The following is a 21943-nucleotide window of genomic DNA, read 5'->3' as shown; positions in this document are numbered from 1 at the left end:
TTACAAGACTGCCTAAAGATTTAACATTGGGATAATCTGCGTTTTTCAATTCGATTGTACAATCATGTTTGTACGGATCGCAAGTACAGACATCAAAACGCCGAAATTAAGCAGTCATCAAAAAAAATTGAACATAGAGGAGTTGGAGTTTTGCGTTTGAAAGCATTTAGAGAAGGGGAAGCGGTTCTTTTCACGCTGCCGGCTCTCGTGCCGCTGCTGGTTTTCTGGTTCGGTCCTCTCGGTTATATCGTCTACCTGAGCTTTACCGAGTGGGACTTTATGAGTCCGGAGAAATTGTTCGTCGGATTGGAAAACTATACATATCTGCTGACGCACGCTGATTTCTATCAAGCCCTTAAAGTCACGTTGTTGTTCGGCTTCGGCACAGTGATCCCGATTATTGTGGGCGGCTTGGCGCTCGCGCTGCTGATGAACAGCAAACTGCGCTCTACCGGATTGTTCCGAGCCATGATGTTCTCGCCGTGGGTCACGCCGACCGTTGCTGTCTCGATTGCTTGGTCATGGATCTTCGAACCGGATGTGGGACTTGCCAATCTGGTGCTCGGCTGGATCGGAGTCTCGCCTGTCGGTTGGTTGCAGGATTCGACCTGGGCGCTGGTAGCCGTCATGATCGTAACCGTCTGGAAGTCGATCGGTTGGTCGATGGTATTCTATCTGGTTGCGCTGCGCAATCTGCCTCAGGATCTGATGGAAGCCGCCGCGATGGACGGGGCGAACGCATGGGACAAGTTCCGCGGCATCACGCTGCCGCTGATCTCGCCGACGACGCTGTTCTTGTCGATCATCCTGACGATTCAATCGCTGCAAGCGTATGACCAGATCAACGTCATGACGCAGGGCGGTCCGGCCGGATCGACGCGTACCTTGTTGTATATGTATTACCAATCGGCCTTTGAGTCGTTTAACGTCGGTGAAGCTTCGGCGATCGCCGTTATCATCATTCTGATCTGCGTACTGTTGTCGGGACTGTCGTTCCTGCTCAGCCGACGCCTGGTGCACTACTCATGAACATAACCGAAGCAAGAAAAGTAGAGCAAAAACGGGAACTCGGTCGCGGAAATAAACGCGAACGCAGCAGCAAATTTGTTCCCGTCGGCGAGCGTCTCGGCCGCACGATCCGTTACGTCCTGTTGGCGCTGATCAGCTTGGCAATGGCCTTTCCCTTCTATTGGATGGTCACAAGCGGCTTGAAAACGAACGACGAGATTTGGCAGTTCCCGCCAACCTTCTGGCCGGAATCGATCAACTGGAGCAATTATGCGGATGCCTGGAATTCGGCGCCTTTTGCCCGGTACATGTTCAATAGTATCTTCGTGGCGGTCTGCATCTGCGTGATCCAAGTGATCAACGCCAGCATGATGGCTTACGCGCTGACCCATATGAAATTCCGCCTCAAAGGACCTTTTACCGCGATGGTGCTGGTCGGCTACATGATTCCGAGCACCGCCGTCTATCTGCCGAGTTACATGATCCTGAACGAATTGCATCTGCTGGATTCGTACGCCGGATTGATTATCTCCAACAGCGTCAGCGTGTTCTCGATCTTCCTGCTGCGTCAGGCGTTCATGCAGGTCTCGCATGAGTTGGTCGAAGCGGGGCAATTGGACGGAGCATCGCACTTCCGAATCCTGTGGACGATCATGTCGCCTCTGATTCGTTCGTCGTTCGCGGTCATGATCCTGATCACCTTCATCGAACAGTACAACAACTACTTCTGGCCGATGCTGATTACCAAAGATCCGGATTTGAGACTCGTGTCTGCCGGACTCCGCGGATTCTTCGTCGAAGGCGGCGCTTACGGATTGGCTTGGCCGCAGATTATGGCTGCTAGCGCATTCACGATCGCCCCGCTATTGGTCCTGTTCGCTTTTGCGCAGAAGACGATCATGCAGAGCGTCAACATGTCGGCTGGCGTCAACAAGAGCTGATCGATCCGATTTCTAGCTTCGCCCAACCTTTTGATCCAACCCATTCATTCATAAAAAGAGGGACATCCCACACCCATTGGAGGAGAACAAAGAATGAAACAAGGTCTGAACGCAGCGCGCTTTGCGATGAAAAAATCGGGTGTCAAAAAATTGAGCTGGAAGGGCGGCATGTCCATGCTGCTCGCGGCAAGCTTCACGCTGCTTGCAGCTTGCGGCTCGTCGACAGGCGAGACGCCAACGGCTGCCGCAAGCCCGACACCTGCCGCAACCGAATCGGCCAAGCCGGTCGAGATCGAGTTCTGGTACGGCCTGGGCGGCAATCTGGGCGATAACATGAAGGCGAAGATCGAGGCGTTCAACGCTTCGCAAGACGAAGTAATCGTAAAGGGCATCGCTCAAGCGGATTACACGGAAACGGAGCAAAAGCTGCAAGCGGCCATCGCGTCGAACAACGTACCCGCAGCCGTACTCAGCTCGAACATCGACTGGGCACGCAAAGGCTACTATGCGGAATTGGATGATATGATCGCAGCCGACAGCAACTTCAAGGCGGAAGACTTCGTGCAAACATTCCTCAACCAAGGCAAAGTGGACGGCAAACAATATTTCCTGCCGATGTACGGAACGACGCAAGTGATGTATTACCGTAAAGACGCGTTGGAAGCGGCAGGAATTGATCCGGCGAGCTTAAAGACATGGGAATCTCTGGCCGACGCTGCGGCGAAGATGACGAAGAAGGAAGGCGACAAGACGACCTTCTACGGCTGGGAACCGATGTGGGGCGAAGGCAACATGATCGACGCGGCGCTGAGCCGCGGCGGCAGCGTGCTGAGCGAAGACGGCAAGACGGTTACGATCGATTCTCCGGAATGGATCGAGACTTGGGAGCATTTCCGCAAATGGATTCACGAAGATCAGATCATGCGTATCCACTCCGGCGGCCAAGGCTGGGAGTATTGGTACAAAACGATTGATGACGTGATGAAAAACAAAGCGGCTGGTTACACGGGTTCCAGCGGCGACCAAGGCGACCTGGACTTTAGCATCGTAGCGGCAATGGAACAACCGGGTTGGGAAGGCGTCGGCGAAGGCAAACCGGTCGCAAACGCGATTCAAGCCGGTATCGTAGCCAAAGCAAGCCCTGAACAGCAGCAAGCGGCGTTCAAATGGTTCACGTACTTCATGCAGCCGGAAAACACGGCGGATTGGTCGATGAACACAGGCTACATCGCGGTTCGCCAGTCGGCGCTCGAAGATCCGGCATTCAAGGAATTCAGCGAAAAGAACCCGCAAATCAGCGTTCCGCTGCAACAAGCTTCGCACGCGTCGGTTCCGTTCCAGGACCCGACCGGAAGCAAGATCACGGATGCGCTGAAAGTCGCGGCTGACCAGGTTCAGATCAACAATGTACCTGCTGAGCAAGCATTGAAAGAAGCCCAAGCAAAAGCGCAAAGCGAACTGGATCGTATCTCGAAGTAAAGGTACGCTACCCGAACTTGCATCGAACAAACCGACCGCAGGAGGGGCGCAAGCTGCGCCGTCCTGCGGTTTTTTTTACACTCATTATAGGAGTACGGGAGGGCGCGACATGGAAGGGTGGAAGCTTGAGGGAGAGCGCGACGTGCTGCGCGCGGACGCGATTTTGTTTGATAAAGACGGCACGCTGCTCGATTTTACGCATATGTGGGGATTTTGGGCGGATGTGGTGATCGATATGTTCCGCGGGTTGTTGGCTGAACGCGGGTTAATCATGTTGCAGGAAGATATTCCGGGCATCTGGGGAACGCAGCATGATGCGGCAGGCTGGACATCCGGTTATGACAAGCGCGGACCTTTGGCGATGGGCACGATGGATGAGATGTACGCGATTCTCGTCTGGCATGGTTATCGGGCGGGGCTATCTTGGGCCGAATCCAAAATGATCGTGCGGGACTGCTTGCGGCATGCCGATGACGAGATGGAGTTGGTGCGTCCTGCACGGCTGCTGCCAGGCGTACAAGCCTTTTTGGATCGCTGCCGATTGCAGGGAATCCCGATGGCTGTCGTCACCGCGGACGATACGGACAGTGCGCGATTGCATTTGCGCTGGCTCGGCATTGAGGATTATTTCAAGGTTGTGATCGGCACGGATATGGCGGAGCGGGGCAAGCCGTATCCGGATTTGTGCCTGCTTGCGTGCGAGCGTCTGGGCGTTCCGCCGGAACGGACGATCGTGATCGGAGATACGGACGGAGACATGGAAATGGCGCGAGCGGCGGGGGCCGCGCTGAAGATCGGCATCGGCGAGCACGGTGTGCTTAAGCTGGCGGACTTGACGGTCCCTTCGTTCGAATGGCTGCTTGAAGGCGCGGTGAAGCCGTGAATCAGAATTCGTCGATCGGATGGGGGCTGCTCGCCGTAGCTATTGCGCTGGAGCTGAGCGGTACCGTCCTGATGAAAGCTTCCGACGGATTTTCCAGACTGTGGCCTTCCATACTTATGTTTGTCTGCTACGGTGCGAGCTTCACGCTGCTGAATTTCTCGGTGAAGCATATTCCGCTGGGCGTGGCTTATGCGATCTGGTCAGGCGTCGGCATCACTTTGATCGGGGTGGTCGGGCATTACTTTTTCGGAGAGCGGTTGAAATTGAATTCTTTGGTCTGGATAGGATTTATTCTGATCGGAATCGTCGGGCTGAAGTGGAGCGAATCTTGATTCAATAATAGAGAGAACCGGAGGGAATTGATATGACGCAAAAGGAACAACAGGGTGCGGGAAGCGCTCAACGACTGCTGGCGACATTTCAGGTGATCACGGATACGCATGTTCGGGATGAGGCTGGTCATATCCACAACCGGCATTTCGAAGAAGCGTTGCAGGATATTTCTTCGTACTGCGAAAGAAGCCTGGGGATTATGCACGCGGGAGATGTGACGGATCGCGGATTGGCACGCGAGTACGCCGAGTTTCGTCGAATTTGGAACGGGCGTCCGGCAAATTTGCCTGAGCTATATGTGACGCTCGGCAATCATGATATCGGGGCTGTGTTGTGGGAAGAAGGCGGAACGCCTGTCGATCTGAGCGCTTTGCCTGACTTTAAAGTGGAGGATGCCTTGGACGGTCATTTTCCGGATCGGGCAGATCGGACAGCGGTCGAAGAAAAGCAAGCCGATCAACAAAACGATACGATTGACGCAAACCGGGTTGAATCAGCGAACGGTGAGCAGCAGGCCGCACAACCGCCAAACGCGGCGGAGTCTCTGGCTGAAGCGGCTGCCGAGATGGGATTGGATCTGGCAGGCATGGCCGAGCGCCTGGGCGGATCCGATGCAACTTCGGGCCGGGCGCGGGAATTGTGGGAGCGTCGCATGCGTCGTTTTGCCGACGGGACGGGAGAAGCGGCGCCTTACCACGACCATTGGATCGGCGGGTATCACTTTATTTTCTTGGGCAGCGAGAGCCCGCATCCGAAGGATTGCGATCTGTCCGAAGCTCAATTGACTTGGTTGCAGGATCGATTGGCCGAAGAGGCTGCGTCGGATCGACCGATCTTCATCTTTTTGCATCAACCGCTTCGCGATACCGTGGCGGGTTCCATGAGCGAGCAGGGCTGGTATGGAGTGAATCAGGATGCAGCTTTGAAGGAAGTGCTGTCCGGTTATCCGCAAGCCATTCTGTTCACCGGACACACGCACTGGCAGTTGGAAGCCGAGCGGATGATGTTCGATGGACAAGGCGCGATGCCGTCCATGTTCAATGCCTCATCAGTCGCCTACCTCTGGACGGACCAAGACGAGCATCTGACCGGAAGCGAAGGGCTGCAGGTCGAGATTTACGAGGATCGGATTGTCGTTCGCGGTCGTGACTTTGTGAAGCGTTCCTGGATCGCCGGTGCGGAATACGAGGTGAGCCTTCCAGCTTCCGTCCCGCAGGCTTAATCTGAATCACGAATTTATGAAGCATCTGCCGAAGTCATTCGGCAGGTGCTTTTTTTCTCTGCTTAAAAAAAGGACGTTAGATATAATAGAGAGAAATTGGCAGATGTGCGTTGGAAGGTGACGTGAGATAGGAAGGTGGAGGATTGGCGGTGCAAGCGAAGTCTGTCAGGCAGGGAAACTTGAGTACTATTGCGCTTATCATGAACTCGACGTGCCGGATGCAGAGTTCATTTTGCGGATTTTTCATCACTAAGGGTTTTCTCATTCTGTTATAAATCAGCGTCTCCAGGTTAAGCTTGCCCGATCAGATCGAACGAACCGATGCGCGTAACCATTCCTTTCAAACACTCGTTCTTTTTATAAAGGTGAGAAAAGGGAGGTTGCATCATGTTTTTGATCTTCGTCATATTAGTGTTCGTCGCGATCGAGATCTCGATTATCGAATCCAGGTTGAAAAGAAAAGCCGAAGCGGACGAACAGATTGCGCACAAGCTGGATCAGATTTTGAAAGAACTTAGACGTCTATAGGGCTGCGCTTGATACTTATATCGAACCAAGGAGCGATTCTAATGTCCGTGCAAAAAGAAGCCAAACAGATCGTAACCGTATCTCCCGTTCAATCTTTTCAACTGGAGGAATTACGCCGAATCGCGATCGCTGCGTTCGCGGAAGACCTTCGCCGTTACGGAATGATGCCGGAGGGTATTGAAACGATAGAATGGCACGAAGAAGGGCTTGGTGACGGAAGTTATCTTGTGATCGAATCGCAACAAAGAGTTGCGGGCGGAGCCCGGATATTCGACTTGGGTGATGGAACGTTTCGATTGGGCTCGCTGTTTATCGATCCTGCACTGCATGGCCGGGGCATCGGTAAGCAGGCGATGGAGGCTATTGAGCGTTATTATCCGCAGGCTCGGACGTGGTCGCTTGATACGCCTGCCGGAAGCACGCGCAATCAACGATTTTATGCCCATGCCGGATATGTAAAAGTAGGAGAAAGCTATCCCGTGCAGGACTCGGACTTTTGTCTGTTCGATTACGCGAAGCCGGAACTCCTCGTCGAGATTCGGGATGCGGAACTGTTCGCTGACCGGAACCCCGATAAGCCCGCGGACGAACATGGCTTTGCCCTGCGACAAGCGGCTCGGGCCGTGCTAACGGACGGAGCAGGTCGGATGGCGCTGATGCATGTTGCCAAAGACGGCTACCATAAGCTGCCGGGCGGCGGAATCGAACCGGGCGAAGACGTCTATTCGGCGCTTCGCCGCGAAATGCGCGAAGAGTCCGGTGCGGAGATCGAAGTAACGGGGACGATCGGCATGACGGCGGAGTATATTGCGGAATATAAGCTCAAGCAGTTTTCGTATGCCTATTCGGCCGAGCTTGTCGGATCGCCGGGCGAGTCTGCGTTTACCGAGGAAGAGCAGGCAGGCGGATTTGCGGCGATGTGGGTAAAGCCGGACGAAGCACTGAGTTTGATGGAGAACGATCAACCCAAGAGCTATTCGGGGCATTTTATCCGTTGTCGCGATCTGGCGATTCTGCGTGCTTACCTGAATTAGTTCGAAGCGGGCCAGATGAGTAGTCGTATGCTGAAAAAAGGAGCGTTTACGCATGAATAAATTCGCGACAACCGCGATCGGCGGCATATTGCTGCTCGCAGGAATCCTATTGTACCTGGGCGTTCATATCGCAGCGGTGCTGCATATGCCCGATGTTCACGGTTGGCAGACCCCGCCAGGTCATTATGGAAGCGCATTGAGGGACAGCGGAGGATACTGGATGCTTTGGCTGGCCATCATTCTGATCGGCTTGGGGGTGCTGGTGCTTGTCGCCGCCCTGTTCGATCGGTTCAACGGGATTTGGCATAGTAATATGAACGATATCCGCCGACGTGACCAAGAATTCAATGCACGCCGTGCAGAATCCGAGCAGCAAATAACTGAAGGAGAACCCAAGTGAGCGTGTCCCCGTACTCAGACGCCGTGTATCGCGGAATCGGCATCGACAGCTGCCCTGGAGGCTGGGCAGCCGTCGTGCTCGAAGCGTTGCCCGAAGAAGGACGATTGCAGATCTGCCAGGCGGCCGTCTACCCGACGTTATCGGCATTATGGGAAGACCTGTCGCCGAATCCGTTATCCGACCGTATCCTGATCGATATCCCGATCGGACTGGCCGAAGGCGCAAACGGAGTTCAAAACCGCGTTGCGGACCGGAATTGCGACCGGGACTGCCGGAAGCTGCTGCCCAAGCGCCGCAAGTCGAGCGTGTTTCCGGTTCCGGCGCGTCAAGCGCTGCATGCGGAAGATCCGTCGTCTGCCAACGCGCAAGCGACGGGGCGCAAGCTAAGCCGCCAGACGATCAACATTTTGCCCAAGATCAGGGAAACGGACGACTTTTTAGCCGCACGATTGAACAAAGGGTTGCCCGTATCCGGGTTTATCGAAGAGTCGCACCCGGAGCTTGTTTTTCTAAGATTGAACGATAATGCCGACGAAGCGCCCCTATACGGGAAAAAGGAAGCCGAAGGGCAGCGCGAGCGGTCGGGCATCTTGCACAGAGCCGGATTGCCGAATGCGGAGACGGAGAAACTGTTCACTCTTTTTGCGAGAAAGCAGGCTGCCAAAGACGATCTGCTCGATGCGGCTGCGTTGGCGGTTGCGGCGTATCGGATCGTTTCGGGACGTTCGCCGGTCAAGCATGTGACTGAAGGAGAACGCAGGCAGTTTGATTACGAAGGCAGGCTGGAAATGAACATCGTTTACGTTTAAAAGACAAGTTTTGCAAAGCAGTCAGGCGGGGTTTCCGTATGTCGGAAATCGCCGTCTTCTTTTTTTCGGGCATACGGCTCGGCAAGAATGATTTGTCGGAAAAAGGTTATGAGCAGGCAAGGTGAGGGTATATAGACCTATCACAACAGGCATATACTCGAAAGCCTTTAGAGGTGTTTATCCATGACAAACGAACAACATTGGAAGCAAAGAATAGAACGGCTCGAAACGAGGTACGCCGATTCCTTGACTGAGCAGGAACAACTTCGCTTGCTGCTGGACCAAGAAATCGAAGCTCGAAAAAAGGCGGAGCAGGAGTCGAAAAATAAAGCGAATTTTGTCGCGTTTCTCAGCCATGAAATCCGTAACCCGGCCAACGGCATCATTGCCATGAGCGATCTGTTGGACGGGACGGACCTAAATCAGGAACAGCGAAGCTATTTGGATATCCTTCAGACCAGCAACGAATCGTTGATGGAACTGATTAACGGGATTCTGGACATGAGCCGTCTGGAAGCGGGGAAAATGCTCGTAACGAGCAATCCGTTCGACCTGATCAACACGATCGAGGATTTGATGTACACGCTCGCACCGCAGGCTTTTCAAAAAGGCGTTGAGGTTGTGCTTGACGTCGAATCCGAAATTCCGCTGTTCGTCGTCGGCGACTCGCTGAAGCTGCGTCAAATCTTTCTTAATCTCGTGCAGAACGCGATCAAGTTCACGCACGAGGGACAGATCGTGTTCGAGCTGAGACGGCTGCCGTCGCTGCACGAAGACCGAATCAATGTCGGCTTCGCCGTCCGGGATACCGGAATCGGCATGACCGAAGAGCAGGCAGCCCGAATTTTCGACGTGTACTCGCAGGTGCACGAAGCGTCGAATCATCATTACGGAGGAAGCGGCCTCGGGCTGGCGATCACGAAAAATCTGATCGAGCTGCTGGACGGAAGAATCGAAGTATCCAGCCGAAAAGACGAGGGAACTTCGATCGAGATCGCCATGTCGTTCGAACGTTATACCAATATTCCTTCAATTCCGTTCGAGGACGACGTGCTGAACGGGATGCGTTTTTTGTTGATCGAACAAGAACCGGTGTCCCGAAACGTGATCGCTTCAATGCTGGAAGGGTGGGGGGCTTCGGTGGAATGCGCGAAGGAAGCAATTGCCGGTCAGATCGCGCGCGTTCAGGAACACGAATTCGATATCGTGCTTGCCGATCGCGTCACGGTCAGCGAAGACGAAGATTTCCGTTTGCTTTCGAATATCAAAGGCGCGAACGTATTTTTGCTTGCGCGTCTGGGCGAAAAGGTGGAGGATGAAGAAAGAAGCCGCTTCCGTTCGATCATTACGAAGCCCATTCGCAAACTTCACCTTCTGAACGCGATTCTGGCCATGGATAAGAACGTTCAGGATTGAAAGGAATGACGCAAAGCCAAATGAGCAAATCAAGAATAACCGCGTACGGCGAATTTATCCGCGTGCGGATGGAGATGGCTTTTCCGCTGCGTTGGGAAAACAGTTACGTGCTGCAAGGCGAAGACGGCTGGACCGTCGTCGATCCGGGTCCGCGCTCGCCGGAAAACGAAGCGGCGTGGGACGAAGCTTTTCGCGAGCTGGGCATTCGCGCGACAGATCTCTCTTCGATCGTGCTAACGCATCATCATCCGGATCATTACGGCTTGTCCGGTTGGCTGCAACAGCAGAGCGGCGCGCAGGTCTGGATGTCAAAAGCGGCGAGCGAGGCGGCTTGGCGCAATTGGGGCGGCGCGCAGCAAGAGTCCGGCGCGAATGCGTTTGTCGAAGCATCGATTGCGTTGTGTCGCCTGCATGGCATGGAGCCTGAACGGTTGGCGCAGCTGCCTGCGCATTTGGAAGGATTTTTGCCGCAAGTCGAGCCGCAGCCGGAAATTTCCGTGATCGAACCCGGATTGCCGATCCGCTTCGGCGGAAGACTGTGGCATCCGATCGAGACGGGCGGCCATGCGGAGGGGCATCTGTCTTTTTACGAGGAAGCGACAGGGGGGATTCTATGCGGAGACGCGGTGCTGCCGCGCATTTCGCCGAATATCTCGTACAGCCCCGGAGGCGACGAGCACCCGCTGCGTTCTTATCTGAACGGATTGCGAACGCTCGGGGCGTTCAACGTCACCCAAGCGTTTCCCGGCCATCGCGATCCGTTCCAAAACTTCTCGGAGCGTACAGTGCAATTGCTGGAGCATCATGAGCAGCGGCTGGATCGTATGGCGGAATTGCTGGAGGGCGAGCCGAAGAGCGCTTATGAAATCTGCGTTTCGCTGTTCGGCGACTCTCTCGGCATCCATCAGCTGCGCTTTGCGCTATCGGAGACGATCGCGCATCTGGTTGAACTGGAAGACCGGGGCAGAGCGACGAGACACGGAGAACGGGAAGTCCGTTTCGGCTTGAAATGAATCAATCGCATAACCGGCAAAGAAAGCTTTCGAAGCCCGATCGGGTTTTGGAAGCTTTTTGCTTGGCTTGCCATCGGATAAGACTCAGGGCTTTTTTCATGCATCCAAGGTCCGTAAAAAATAAAATTTGAAATATCGGATTTCGCTTGGTTAGTTCTTAAGAACCCTGTTTATATTAAGAGAGTCGACAACTAGATTTGCCTCAAACAGATTTTTGGAAATCTAAATGAATAGATCAAATGGATAAAAATTCAATTCTGCGTGATGCTCGAGCCTGCCGAATACGGCCGAAGGATCAGGCTCGAAAAACAATTTTCAAAAAAATTTAAAATCATGTGATCCAAACTTCCGAACCCTGCGTTTCACCCAATGTAAGCGAGAGACGCAAGAACAGACAACAAAACAGAAGAAGACCCAGCCACACCAACAAGATACAAACACACAACTGGAGGGATTAAGATGTTTAAAATGTTCAATGTGAAGAATCTCGATTCGAAGAAGTTCAATGCCAAGAAGATTATGGTACCGGTACTCGGCCTGGCTTTGGTTGTTCCGACAGTGGCGGGGGCCGCTCCGGCAAATGCAGCAAGCGCAGCACCGACGAATATCGCAGCAACGGCAGCTACCATGACCACGATGAAGGCATCGACGACAACTCCGGCGGTCGAACTGAGATCGGCACTTGACCATCTGCTCTCCGAACATTATCAACTGGCTGTCGATTCGATGATCAAAACCTACGAAGGGTCGCCCGACGCGGCAGCCTCGTTCGCGGCATTGAATCAGAACGCAAGCGACATGCTCCCGGCGATCGAATCGCTGTACGGCAAAGAAGGCGCAGCCGAGTTCGGCCGTATCTTCAGCGCCCACAACAAAGCGACAGACGATCTGGTAAAAGCGCAAAAGGCCGGTAATGCGGCAGGCGTTCAAACGGCAAAAGCCGAAGTCGAGAAATTCGTCAAAGAATTCTCCGCTTTCCTGGGAACGGCGACAGGCGGCAAACTTCCGCAAGCAGCAGCCGAGAAAGCGATTCGACTGCATGAAGACCAAGTACAAGAAGCGTTCGATAAATACGTGGCAGGCGACTACGCGGGTGCATACATGTCTTACCGTACAGGTCTGAACACCATGTTCACCATCAGTGAAGCACTCTCGACGGCAATCGTGACTCAAATGCCGGAGAAATTCCAGAATACCAAATCCGACACGCCTGCAGGCGATCTGAGATCGGCGCTGAACTACCTGTTCGCGGAACACTTCGCTCTGGCTACGCTGCAAATGCAGGAGCAATACGACGGCATGACTGCCAGCAGCAATGCGTTGGTAACGGCTGAAGCCGGCAATACCAAAGACTTCAAAGCGGCAATCGCTTCGGTCTACGGCAATGCGGGAGCGGATCAGTTCGAGAAGCTTTGGACGACTGACCACATCAACGTGCAAGCGCAGTACGTAGCGGCAGTGAAGAGCGGAGACCAAGCCGCGATCACGGCAGCCAAGGCTCAAATTACGAAGTTCACCAAAGAAATGGCGGCGTTCCTGAGCGCGGCGACCGAAAACCGTATTCCTGAAGCCGGAGCGCTGGCAGGATTGACGGCGCACGAAAACCAAGTTCAACAAGTACTGGACCAATACGCGGCTAAGAACTACGCCGGTTCGTACAAAACGGAACGTGAAGGCTATGCCCTGATGTTCGACGTGGGCAAACTGCTGAGCGGCGCGATCGTCGACCAGTTCAACGCGAAATTCCAAGAACCGGCAGCACCGGCTCCGACTACGCCTGCACCGACGACGCCTGCGCCTACGCCGGGTAACATGATGACCGTTATGATGCAGATCGGCAGCCCGAACCTGACGCTGAACGGCAAAACGACCAAAATGGATACGATGCCGCGCGTTTGGAACAACACCACTTATGTACCGCTGCGCTTCCTGAGCGAAGGCATCGGCGCCCAAGTGAAATGGAATAAAAAAGCGAACGAAGTTACGGTCATGGCCGGCAACGACACGCTGAAATTCTGGTTGGGCAAAGACTTCATGGAAGTCAACGGTAAGAGACAAGCCGTAGGAGCCAAAGTATTCGCGGACGAAAACGGCCGTACGGTCGTACCGCTTCGCTTTATCACGGGCCTGCTGGGCTGGGACTTTAACGTCAACACGAACAACTGGATGATTACGCTGACGAAATCGATGTAAGCTTTCCGTTTCGAAACCGCGCCATCCAAAGAATAAGAACGCAAAAAGCTATAATTCGCCGCGGTGCCTGCTTCTTTTGCGGGCATCGCGGCTTTATGTCGTTTCAGCATTTCTCAACGCGCCGGAATCTTTTTGACGATATTGGCATGGGTTGATACGCTAACGATAGGAATACTTCATATCCATCAGAAGAAAGGGGCGTTCTCGATGTTCGGGAAGAAATCCAACCTTTATGAAGACTGGTATGATTACGACGACTATTACGATGACGTGCTTCGCGGCTATGTAGGCCCTAGAGACGAGGGGTTCGAGGAAGTCAGCAATCGCGAGGACGAAGAAGCGGAGAAAAGTTCGGTTTGAAGCAGGCTTCGTTCAGGACTCAAGGCACGATTTGAGCAGGACATAAGGAGGAATTCCCGAATTCGGGCGTTCCTTCTTTTTGATTTAGGCAACAAACGGGTATAAATATCCAATGAAACGTTTTTTAACCTTTTTTTGGCGAAAATGTGACAGGAGATGCAGCCTGGATTTCAATCAAGCGATCGGGCACGAAAAGGAGGAGGACTATGATTTTCAAACCTCAAAACGAACTGGAGCGAGTTCTGTCTGCCGCAGTGGAAGATCCCTCGCGAAGAAGGGAGTTTTACGAGGAGCTTCAGCGCTCGGAGTTGTACACTCTGCACATGGGCGGCGACGTGCCTGCGGAACAAGGGGTTCTGCAGGAGAAAACGACCGTGAGATTACCTAGTGTAGAGATTGAAGGAAAATCCTATCTGCCCGTATTCAGCTCTCTGCCGATGCTGCAGCTATTCATCGATCGGGAAATGCGTTATCTGTCCATGAATGCGATCGATTTATTCGGTTTGGTGCGGGGATCGGATGTCTGGTTGAATCCCGGAGGAGAGTTTGCGAAAGAATTCCCGGCTTCGGAGATCGAGTCGATTCTGGATGGTCGTATTTTCGGTTCTCCGCAAAGCTACACGGTCGATCGGGAAACGCAGGTCATGTTGGGACGCCCGACCAAAGAGCCGGACGAATTGTTGAATGAGCTGGCGGAAGTTTTTCATGCGCTGCCGAACGTCAAGCTGGCCTATAATGTAAATTACTATAATCCGGAAACGGGTGATCCGCCGCATACGTTGATTGCCGTAGAAGCGGATGGGGATTGGAACGAGGTTGTTCGGGCAGCCGGCGGGCGTGCTTCTTCTGCGCCGGTGCCCGACCCGCCCGTCGACTTTCTTCGGCTCGACGGAACGAGTGGACTTGAAACGTATTTTGAATCGGACTGTACGCCTTTTTATCGAAAGCGCAGACGCAAAGGACTGTTTGCCAAATCGTAAAATGAAGCCGGATCGGGTGATCCGGCTTCATGCCGTCGGTCGCTTAATCGTCTCCCGGTTCTTTCGGTAGTTCGATTTCCACCTCGCGCTCGCTTTGCTTGTTGTGGGCAATGCGGCTGCTGGCAGCCGAGGCGATTGCGCCCACGATGTCGTCCAAGAAGGTGTGTACCGGTCCCAAGCTTTTATCGTTCAAACGTTCCAGCACGCCGGGCTTCAACTTGTCGACATAACCGAAGTTGGTCAGCCCGATGCTGCCGTAGACGTTAACAATGGATAAAGCCAGTATTTCGTCGACACCGTACAAGCCTTCGTCGTTTTTGATCATTTCTTGCAGCGGAGAGAGCAGTTTGCCTTCTTCCGCAAGCACATCGAGCTGAATGCCCGTCAACACGGCATTTTGGACTTCGCGCTTTTCCAGCACTTTTTCCACATTATGCACGCATTCTTCCATCGTCAGGCCCGGATAATATTTTTTCTGCAAAAAGAGAACGAGTTCGGCAATTTCTTCGATCTTGATGCCGCGCTTTTCCAGCCAGCTTCTTGTCGCTTCCGCGACCTTGCGGCTGTTGAGCGAGTAAGCCTGACGTTCGGGTATGCCCATTTGTTCTTCTTTCGGAGTGGGTCTCTCTGGAGTTTGCATAAGATTCACCTCAGATTTATAAAATATACCTAACATCTGTACATATTCGGCGTCACTGAATCAAAATCCCCCCAAAAAAGCGAATGACCGTGCGTTTGGCGTCCCAGTTTGCTAAAATGAGGGGAACAAAGCGACAACTATGACGTTGCCTAAAAGGTTAACCTCATATTGCGGATACGGGAGGACAACGAAGTGAGCAGGAATGACAGAAAGCCGGACGAGATTCGCCCGGTCAAGCTTGAGATTAATACGAACAAATACGCCGAAGGTTCGGTGATGATTGAAGTCGGCGACACGAAAGTCATTTGCAACGCGACGGTCGAGGAGAAGGTTCCTCCTTTTATGAAAGGACAAGGCCGCGGTTGGGTAACGGCTGAATATTCGATGCTGCCTCGTGCCACGCATACGCGCAACATCCGCGAATCGGCTAAAGGCAAGCTGGGCGGGCGCACGATGGAAATCCAGCGTCTGATTGCACGCGCTTTGCGTTCGGTCGTCGATCTGCAAGCGCTCGGCGAGCGGACGATCACCGTCGATTGCGACGTGATTCAGGCGGACGGCGGCACGCGAACGACATCGATCACCGGTGCTTTTGTCGCGATGTGCCTGGCCGTGAACAAGCTGGAAGAGCAAGGGAAGCTTAAGCGCTACCCGATTACCGATTTCCTGGCTTCGGTCAGCGTGGGCGTCGTGGAAAACGAGGCGCTGCTGGATTTGCGTTACGATGAAGACAGCACCGCTGCCGTCGATATGAATGTAGTCATGACCGGATCCGGCGAATTCGTCGAGCTGCAAGGCACGGGCGAGGATCGGCCGTTTAGTCGCGCTGAATTGAATCAGATGCTGGAATTGGGCGAGATCGGCGTGAAGCAAATGATCGCTGTTCAGAAGCAGGTTCTGGGTGCAGGCGCATTGAAGATCGGCAACCATGAGATCGGGGGATTGGCATGATCGAAGGAATGAGCGGCGACAACAAGCAGATCGTCGTAGTGGCAACCCGCAACATGGGAAAGGTTCGGGAGTTCCGGCATGCCTTGGCTCCGTTCGGCAAAGAAGTCCACAGCCTGCACGAATACCCGGACGCTCCGGAAGTCGTGGAGGACGGCAACACTTTTGCGGAAAATGCGTTTAAAAAGGCCAAAGAAATCGGAGATTTCTTGAACCTGCCCGTGTTGGCAGACGATTCCGGTCTGTGCGTCGACCTGTTGGACGGCGAGCCCGGCATCTATTCCGCTCGCTACGCCGGAGAGCACGGCGACGATTCGGCCAATAACGCCAAGCTGCTTGACGAATTGATGCGTCTGCGCCAAGGCGACGATACCGAGCAGCCGCTGCTTAGCGCAGCACGCTTCGTCTGCGCCTTGGTCCTGTACGATCCGGCCACAGGCCGCAGCCTCGAATCCGAAGGCGACGTCGAAGGCTGGATCACGTCCGAGACCGCCGGAGCCGGCGGCTTCGGCTACGACCCGCTCTTCTACGTCCCGCAATTCGAGCGCACCATGGCCGAACTCAGCGTCGAAGAAAAACAAAGCATCAGCCACCGCGGCGTGGCTTTGACCCGCCTAATCGCGAAGCTTCATTGATTCGCGCGACTTTGAATGGTCGCTGGAAGGTCCTATTCGCTTCGGAAGCGGGAGGGGCGGCGGAGGGAGAAATTCGTTCGGGACGCTGTTTCACTCAGAAAGCCTACGGCTTTCCGAGTTCAAAGGCGTCCCTCACTGAATTTCTCCCTCCGCCCCCCGGCGCTTCGCTCGGGGATAGGGCCGTCCCGACAACTTAAAGTCGGGCTCGTCCATGAGGGGTTTTTAAAAAGATTTTAAAAGAAAGAGCCTGCGAAATTATTCTTCGCAGGCTCTTTCTTTTTGTTTTTTATTTTCACTTCAATGCGCAGCGAGAAGTGAAAATTGTTTTTGGCTGCGCCAAAAACAGAGGGTTGAGGGAATCCGATCTTGAACGAAGCGACAAGCGGAGGGGGAAATTCAGTGAAGGAGCGTCAGCGTTCGCCTTTGTATTTGGGAAGCTTCCTTATAAAATCCAATTCAGCTTCCCAAATGCAACACGCGACCGAAACGAATTTCCCCCGCAGCGCAGCCAAGCTTCTTTCCCAAACAATGTTTCCCTCGTCTCTCAGCGAGCAACCAAGTTAACGCTTCCAAATTTTCAATTCGAGATCGCGATTTCACCCTCGATACAGCCGAAGGTGCAGTCTTGAATCGGAGACAGAATCTCGCGGTGCAGGCCGCCGGCGGAGATTTTGCCTTCGAACATGCGGTATACGTGTATCGTTCGTTTAGCCCGAAGAATGCACGGGGCGCCTCCGGCGCTGCCGACGGTTCTGGCGTCGATGCGATCCTCCGATTCCAGGCAGGAACCGCGGCAGACGGAGGAAGGATGAGCGAATTTGATAAAACCCGTGGCATAAAGATCGCTTTGCAGGACGCCTTCCTTATGGATCAGGATGTTGCCGTTGGACTTGATCGTGCTGGTCTGGCAGCGGGACAATTCGATTTGGGAGTCGCCTTTTTGCATATCGTTCACGAAAGAGTTTTCCCGATCCAAATTGATCTGAAGGCGCGTCAGCAGCTCTTCGCTGAGGGATTCGATCATTTGCGTCGGCGAAAGCATCAGATTGAGCGCGTCGGCGAACTCGTTCGAAGCACCGCCTGTTCCCCGTTGGACCGTAACCAGCACCTGAAGCAGTTCCCGGATCTCCGGTTGAATCTCTTTGAACTTGCTTTTAAGTAAAAGTAGAGCTACTTGGCCGAAGCGTGCAGATTGTCCGCGTTTGCCGACTTCGGCGTATAAGGTGCGGGTGGCTTGGAGCAGCATGCCGACTTCATCCTTCAACTTTTGCGACAGATGGTACAGCCGATTGAAGGACAGTCCGAAGCTTCCCGAGTACAGACGGCTGCCGATAATGCTGCCTTGCACGATAATGCTGCCTGCCGCCGTAATGGTGGAATTATACACGCCGCCGGATACGTATACGTTCCCGAGCGATTCCACGATCATATTGTCGGTGATGTTTCCGTGTACGGTCACATCGCCGGAGAAGATGATATGTCCGGTTTTCAGATCGACGTCGCCCGAGACCACATAAGCGTCCGAGACGTCCAGGTAATGAATCGCGCCTTCCGCGATACAGGGACGGCCCGCTTTGAGCGCAACAAAGGTGCCGTTCTCCCGTGCTTCGACATGCTGCCGGGCACGCAGGTCGATCTCCCGGACAGGTAAAGGCTGGATGATTTCTCCGTACACGTCGAAGCCGGCCACTCCCGGTTCGGAAGGTTGAAGCCGCGCGAGCAGGTCACCTGCTTGCACGGAAGGGATGCGAAGATGATTGCGATAGTCCAGCGAACCGCCGACTTCTTCGAAAGCATTTTCGATTTTTTGCTCGAAAAGCAAGTCGAGCCGAGCGTCCGTACCAGGTAACGGGGCTTGCCCGAAAGCAAAACGAACGACCTGGTCCGCAGCTTCTTGAAGCGCTTCCACGATAGCGGAAACATTCAGGTTTTTGCGAATTCCCAGCGCTCCGACTTCGGCCATGATCTCCGTAATTTCCAATTTGCGCACGATCTTTTCCGGATCAGGAATGCATTTCGGCGCCAGCGATGAAGCCGCGACGCAGTCTTCAAGCTTCCAGGCATATTCGACGTCCGCGAATACGCGTATAGTCGCCTCCATCCGATCCGGCGAAACTTCGATCCGGTATAAAGGTTCTGCGGGGCGTTCCCACTCGATACGATCGCTTGAACGAACCGGCAAAGCTTCGGTCAGTTCCATTCCGTTCAGCCATAGACGAAGCGGCTGAATCGGAATCAGGATTGCAAACGCGCCGTCTCCGTGCGGATCGGTAACGTGCAACTTGCTTTCGCGAATAGCGATGCTTCCGTCTGACATAACGGAATCCCGATTCGAAAGCAGAGCGACGTCAACGAATCCGGTATCTTCATTTTCTGACACAGAGCGTGATTCCGGCATACGAAAAGACCTCCTCTAGATGATGATAATTAGGCGGCATGACAGCAAGTACCCAGTTTGGTGAACACCTCTGATTAAGAATTGACAAGGTACCTGTCGGGAGGATTGGAGTAAATATAGCATCTGACGTTCAAAGAACACGCCCTAGGACTATGGATATGATTTATTAAGAAAATTACTAAAATTAAAGTAGGCATAACAAAAAAATAAGTCTTTTTCACTGAATAGAATAATACCTTTAGACCTATTTTTCAATAACCTTTTCCAAATTGACCGATTTATTGCATACCGAGGTTTTTTCAGGTACATTGGGCGCAACGATTCATTCCACAACTTCAGGAGGGAAAGGAACGGTGGGAACAGCATGCGCAGAACAGTTAAAATTGCGGCTATAGGCACACTTACGCTTGTACTTGGACTTGCTACAGGCGCTGCATTGGCGGATTCGGCAGTGTGGACGCGAGCGGGGAAGGAAGCGGGACGACAGGTTGCGGAGCGAGGACTCAGGTTGGAAATGCCGGGGTATGCGGAAAAGCAGCAAGCTGCATCTTCGATCGATCCGGCGACAAGCCGAGTAGGGAAGCGTGCAGGAACAACAGCGGCCGAAGGCCAGACGAGAACGTTCACGGCCAAGCTGGCTGTTGATGGGTTAAACGATACGCTCACTTTCCGTTACATAAAATCGGGAGATCAGATTAACGTCCTGCCTTCGCCGGATCTCGGGTACGAACTGCTTACGCTCCCGGACGGCCGGGTGCTGGTTGAGGTTGCGGCGTCCATTTACAGGCTTGATCCCGAGAAGCGCACATTATCCGTCTTTTTAAAAGGGCAAACCGGTACAACTCGCAAAACGGCTGCATCCGGCGGTTCGGCGAAAATGGTGGTCTGGGGACAACGAGCTTCGCTCAGCCCCGACGGGACCAAGCTGCTCTTTTGGACGACTCGAAATATGACGGCGACCCGGAATGAAGACGGCGAGAACTGGGTGAAAGACTTGCGTACGGGCGCGGAAAAAAAGGTCTACGGAGCCGGATATACGGTGCTGGGATGGGATGCGCAAAATCGTTTTTACCTGGATTTAGGCGATAGCGGGATCGTGCAGGTGGACAGCGGAAGCGGAGCTTCGGCCAAGCTGGTCTCGGGATTCTCCGTCTCGGCCGTATCCGGCAGTCACCTTCTGGCGCAGACAACGGACGGTTCGTTGAACGTGCGCGATTTATCGACGGGGAAACAGCAGGCGTTCCGTGGCGGAGGGCTCAATCATCTTCGCTCCATAGCGGCTTCAGATGAGGGACCCTGGTTTGCCTTGGTGAACGCGCCGGATCGTTCGAGCCGAGTATCGACCCTGATCCTGCTTAACGCCAAAACGCTCAAAAGCCAGGCGTTCGAGGAGCCGGCGGGCAGTTCGATCATCGGCGTTTCCTGGCAGGATGAACAGACGCTGCTCGTCCAGACGCGTAACCGGACGACAGCGGGAGAATCGACCTACGTCATCGACATCGCCAAAGAGGTGAAACCATGAAACTTGATCTTGGGAAAAAAGGCGCGGGAGCGCGAAGCCGTATCGGGCGGAAAATCGGGTTAACCGCGGGTCTTTTGCTCGTGCTGGGAGCCGCAACATCAGCGTCGGCAGCCGATTACGGCGCGAGATTCCTGCAACAATACGGCGTTAAAGCGTCGATCGCTCCTGCCATGACGCCGGCCAGAAGCGACGCGGACGGTTTGTTCGAGCGTTATTCGCCGGTCGAGAGCAAGACGAACCAGCCGCGTAACGTCGTCAGCGGAACCAATCCGCATAACGGCGCTGACCTGGCGATGGCGTCGGGAGATCGGGTGTATGCCGTTTTGCCGGGAAAAGTGACCGAGGTTAAGCACGATACCTCCGCTCAGCTCGGCAGCGTGATTATCGATCAGGATACGGATGGAGACGGAACGCCGGACGGTGTCTATGTGCAGTATGTGCATATCGATCCGGCCGGTTCAGGCGCATCGGGGATTCGGGTCGGCGACTACGTGACGGAGACGACCGTGATCGGCACGATTGATCGCGCCAAACGCTACAACCCGCATTTGCATATTCAGCAGGTGAGCCGGGGACGAAGCGGAGCTGCGGATATCCAGACGATGCCGATGTATTTGTTCTATCGACATGCTTCATTGGAGACCTGGAATGCCGGCTCGGATCTCGACTATGTATCCGCGGATTGGCAGGATGGCAATCTGCTCTATCTGACGGCGTATGCCGGAACGGATAATCCGCAGACTAATCAATATGATCGCAATCGCCCGGCGGAGATCCAGCTGCATTACAAGATCGGTTCGAGCGGCAAATGGAAAATGTCGACGACCCGATTTAGCCTGTACGATGCGAACACGCTTCGTTATCGAATCGATCTGAAAAAAGCGACCGGAGCGGTCAAAGGACAAAAGGTCTACGTCTACGCGGCTGCGATTCGTGCCAACGATCCGACGTTCCCGAATTCCGCCGCGTACCGTCACGGACTATGGCCGCAGTTTTACAAGCAGCCGGACCGCGTATTGTATGCGGCATCTTCGGCAAAAGCGGATGCGGCTTCGCGGGCATTCTCGATTGAGTAATCCGGAATAGAAAAAAAGCCGTTCCGATACCGCAAAAACGCGGCGTGGAACGGCTTTTCCTATAGGCTAATCAAAGCTAATCCAAAGTGCACCGGTCAAAGCGCCGATCCGCCCTGATTGTCCGG

General features: G+C 53.9%; 21 protein-coding genes. 19 read left to right on the top strand and 2 right to left on the bottom strand.

Annotated elements, in window-relative coordinates:
- Positions 1-150: 150 nt before the first annotated feature.
- From SACSAC_RS23510 to SACSAC_RS23445, 15 genes are all read left to right on the top strand, one after another.
- The gene (locus SACSAC_RS23510) at positions 151-1029 is read left to right on the top strand and encodes a carbohydrate ABC transporter permease (protein ID WP_084778327.1); all 879 of its coding nucleotides are present in this window, start codon (positions 151-153) and stop codon (positions 1027-1029) included.
- Positions 1026-1949, top strand: a complete 924-nt coding sequence (locus SACSAC_RS23505) for a carbohydrate ABC transporter permease (protein WP_084778325.1) — start codon at positions 1026-1028, stop codon at positions 1947-1949. The genes SACSAC_RS23510 and SACSAC_RS23505 overlap by 4 nt, the downstream gene beginning before the upstream one ends.
- 93 nt (positions 1950-2042) lie before the next feature.
- On the top strand, positions 2043-3428 hold the full coding sequence (locus SACSAC_RS23500; RefSeq protein ID WP_084778322.1) for an ABC transporter substrate-binding protein: 1386 nt from the start codon (positions 2043-2045) through the stop codon (positions 3426-3428).
- Positions 3429-3537: 109 nt separating this feature from the next.
- Positions 3538-4311: an HAD family hydrolase gene (locus tag SACSAC_RS23495; RefSeq protein ID WP_037290856.1), complete on the top strand. Its 774-nt coding sequence runs from the start codon at positions 3538-3540 to the stop codon at positions 4309-4311.
- On the top strand, positions 4308-4643 hold the full coding sequence (locus SACSAC_RS23490; protein WP_084778320.1) for a DMT family transporter: 336 nt from the start codon (positions 4308-4310) through the stop codon (positions 4641-4643). The genes SACSAC_RS23495 and SACSAC_RS23490 overlap by 4 nt, the downstream gene beginning before the upstream one ends.
- Before the next feature lie 32 nt (positions 4644-4675).
- Positions 4676-5866, top strand: a complete 1191-nt coding sequence (locus SACSAC_RS23485; RefSeq protein WP_051507361.1) for a metallophosphoesterase family protein — start codon at positions 4676-4678, stop codon at positions 5864-5866.
- 387 nt (positions 5867-6253) lie between these two features.
- The gene (locus SACSAC_RS28125; RefSeq protein ID WP_156951081.1) at positions 6254-6394 is read left to right on the top strand and encodes a hypothetical protein; all 141 of its coding nucleotides are present in this window, start codon (positions 6254-6256) and stop codon (positions 6392-6394) included.
- A gap of 41 nt (positions 6395-6435) precedes the next feature.
- Complete coding sequence (locus SACSAC_RS27400; RefSeq protein ID WP_051507360.1) at positions 6436-7428, top strand: bifunctional GNAT family N-acetyltransferase/NUDIX hydrolase; 993 nt, start codon at positions 6436-6438, stop codon at positions 7426-7428.
- A gap of 52 nt (positions 7429-7480) precedes the next feature.
- The gene (locus SACSAC_RS23470; protein ID WP_037290855.1) at positions 7481-7828 is read left to right on the top strand and encodes a hypothetical protein; all 348 of its coding nucleotides are present in this window, start codon (positions 7481-7483) and stop codon (positions 7826-7828) included.
- Positions 7825-8637, top strand: a complete 813-nt coding sequence (locus tag SACSAC_RS23465) for a DUF429 domain-containing protein (protein WP_051507359.1) — start codon at positions 7825-7827, stop codon at positions 8635-8637. The genes SACSAC_RS23470 and SACSAC_RS23465 overlap by 4 nt, the downstream gene beginning before the upstream one ends.
- A 183-nt stretch (positions 8638-8820) precedes the next feature.
- Positions 8821-10053 (top strand): ATP-binding protein, encoded by a 1233-nt coding sequence (locus SACSAC_RS23460; protein WP_037290854.1) that lies wholly within the window; start codon positions 8821-8823, stop codon positions 10051-10053.
- 5 nt (positions 10054-10058) lie between these two features.
- Positions 10059-11066 carry an MBL fold metallo-hydrolase gene (locus tag SACSAC_RS23455; RefSeq protein ID WP_245608681.1) on the top strand — a complete coding sequence of 336 codons (1008 nt, stop codon included), beginning with the start codon at positions 10059-10061 and terminating at the stop codon, positions 11064-11066.
- A gap of 459 nt (positions 11067-11525) precedes the next feature.
- On the top strand, positions 11526-13259 hold the full coding sequence (locus SACSAC_RS23450) for a copper amine oxidase N-terminal domain-containing protein (RefSeq protein ID WP_051507358.1): 1734 nt from the start codon (positions 11526-11528) through the stop codon (positions 13257-13259).
- Positions 13260-13466: 207 nt separating this feature from the next.
- Complete coding sequence (locus SACSAC_RS28120; protein ID WP_156951080.1) at positions 13467-13619, top strand: hypothetical protein; 153 nt, start codon at positions 13467-13469, stop codon at positions 13617-13619.
- A gap of 206 nt (positions 13620-13825) precedes the next feature.
- Positions 13826-14599 carry an enhanced serine sensitivity protein SseB C-terminal domain-containing protein gene (locus tag SACSAC_RS23445; RefSeq protein ID WP_037290852.1) on the top strand — a complete coding sequence of 258 codons (774 nt, stop codon included), beginning with the start codon at positions 13826-13828 and terminating at the stop codon, positions 14597-14599.
- Between the two features lie 43 nt (positions 14600-14642).
- Here SACSAC_RS23445 and SACSAC_RS23440 read toward each other — a convergent pair whose 3' ends face one another.
- On the bottom strand, positions 14643-15200 hold the full coding sequence (locus SACSAC_RS23440) for a phosphatidylglycerophosphatase A family protein (RefSeq protein ID WP_037290851.1): 558 nt from the start codon (positions 15198-15200) through the stop codon (positions 14643-14645).
- A gap of 231 nt (positions 15201-15431) precedes the next feature.
- On the opposite strand from SACSAC_RS23440, the gene rph reads away from it, so the two are divergent.
- A complete protein-coding gene (gene rph / locus SACSAC_RS23435; RefSeq protein ID WP_037290850.1) occupies positions 15432-16190 on the top strand; it encodes a ribonuclease PH in 759 nt (252 codons plus the stop codon).
- Complete coding sequence (locus SACSAC_RS23430) at positions 16187-16822, top strand: XTP/dITP diphosphatase (RefSeq protein ID WP_245608680.1); 636 nt, start codon at positions 16187-16189, stop codon at positions 16820-16822. Before rph ends, SACSAC_RS23430 begins: the two co-directional genes overlap by 4 nt.
- Positions 16823-17399: 577 nt before the next feature.
- Here SACSAC_RS23430 and SACSAC_RS23425 read toward each other — a convergent pair.
- Positions 17400-19220: a flagellar assembly protein A gene (locus SACSAC_RS23425; protein WP_037290849.1), complete on the bottom strand. Its 1821-nt coding sequence runs from the start codon at positions 19218-19220 to the stop codon at positions 17400-17402.
- A gap of 364 nt (positions 19221-19584) precedes the next feature.
- Here SACSAC_RS23425 and SACSAC_RS23420 point away from each other — a divergent pair, with 364 nt between their 5' ends.
- Positions 19585-20742: a hypothetical protein gene (locus SACSAC_RS23420; RefSeq protein ID WP_156951079.1), complete on the top strand. Its 1158-nt coding sequence runs from the start codon at positions 19585-19587 to the stop codon at positions 20740-20742.
- Positions 20739-21818 (top strand): M23 family metallopeptidase, encoded by a 1080-nt coding sequence (locus tag SACSAC_RS23415; RefSeq protein WP_037290847.1) that lies wholly within the window; start codon positions 20739-20741, stop codon positions 21816-21818. The genes SACSAC_RS23420 and SACSAC_RS23415 overlap by 4 nt, the downstream gene beginning before the upstream one ends.
- Positions 21819-21943 lie beyond the last annotated feature (125 nt).

Origin of the sequence: Saccharibacillus sacchari DSM 19268 (assembly GCF_000585395.1) — a bacterium.
Lineage (GTDB): Bacteria > Bacillota > Bacilli > Paenibacillales > Paenibacillaceae > Saccharibacillus > Saccharibacillus sacchari.
The sequence above is the reverse complement of the archived record's forward strand: the minus strand, read 5'-3'. Positions and strand labels throughout refer to the sequence as shown.

Excerpts from the sequence above, each read along its gene's own strand:
- SACSAC_RS23505 (WP_084778325.1), top strand. The coding sequence starts at position 1,026 with ATGAACATAACCGAAGCAAGAAAAGTAGAGCAAAAACGGGAACTCGGT.
- SACSAC_RS23500 (WP_084778322.1), top strand. The coding sequence starts at position 2,043 with ATGAAACAAGGTCTGAACGCAGCGCGCTTTGCGATGAAAAAATCGGGT.
- SACSAC_RS23495 (WP_037290856.1), top strand. The coding sequence starts at position 3,538 with ATGGAAGGGTGGAAGCTTGAGGGAGAGCGCGACGTGCTGCGCGCGGAC.
- SACSAC_RS23485 (WP_051507361.1), top strand. The coding sequence starts at position 4,676 with ATGACGCAAAAGGAACAACAGGGTGCGGGAAGCGCTCAACGACTGCTG.
- SACSAC_RS28125 (WP_156951081.1), top strand. The coding sequence starts at position 6,254 with ATGTTTTTGATCTTCGTCATATTAGTGTTCGTCGCGATCGAGATCTCG.
- SACSAC_RS27400 (WP_051507360.1), top strand. The coding sequence starts at position 6,436 with ATGTCCGTGCAAAAAGAAGCCAAACAGATCGTAACCGTATCTCCCGTT.
- SACSAC_RS23470 (WP_037290855.1), top strand. The coding sequence starts at position 7,481 with ATGAATAAATTCGCGACAACCGCGATCGGCGGCATATTGCTGCTCGCA.
- SACSAC_RS23460 (WP_037290854.1), top strand. The coding sequence starts at position 8,821 with ATGACAAACGAACAACATTGGAAGCAAAGAATAGAACGGCTCGAAACG.
- SACSAC_RS23455 (WP_245608681.1), top strand. The coding sequence starts at position 10,059 with ATGACGCAAAGCCAAATGAGCAAATCAAGAATAACCGCGTACGGCGAA.
- SACSAC_RS23450 (WP_051507358.1), top strand. The coding sequence starts at position 11,526 with ATGTTTAAAATGTTCAATGTGAAGAATCTCGATTCGAAGAAGTTCAAT.
- SACSAC_RS28120 (WP_156951080.1), top strand. The coding sequence starts at position 13,467 with ATGTTCGGGAAGAAATCCAACCTTTATGAAGACTGGTATGATTACGAC.
- SACSAC_RS23445 (WP_037290852.1), top strand. The coding sequence starts at position 13,826 with ATGATTTTCAAACCTCAAAACGAACTGGAGCGAGTTCTGTCTGCCGCA.
- SACSAC_RS23440 (WP_037290851.1), bottom strand. The coding sequence starts at position 15,200 with ATGGGCATACCCGAACGTCAGGCTTACTCGCTCAACAGCCGCAAGGTC.
- SACSAC_RS23430 (WP_245608680.1), top strand. The coding sequence starts at position 16,187 with ATGATCGAAGGAATGAGCGGCGACAACAAGCAGATCGTCGTAGTGGCA.
- SACSAC_RS23425 (WP_037290849.1), bottom strand. The coding sequence starts at position 19,220 with ATGCCGGAATCACGCTCTGTGTCAGAAAATGAAGATACCGGATTCGTT.
- SACSAC_RS23420 (WP_156951079.1), top strand. The coding sequence starts at position 19,585 with ATGCGCAGAACAGTTAAAATTGCGGCTATAGGCACACTTACGCTTGTA.
- SACSAC_RS23415 (WP_037290847.1), top strand. The coding sequence starts at position 20,739 with ATGAAACTTGATCTTGGGAAAAAAGGCGCGGGAGCGCGAAGCCGTATC.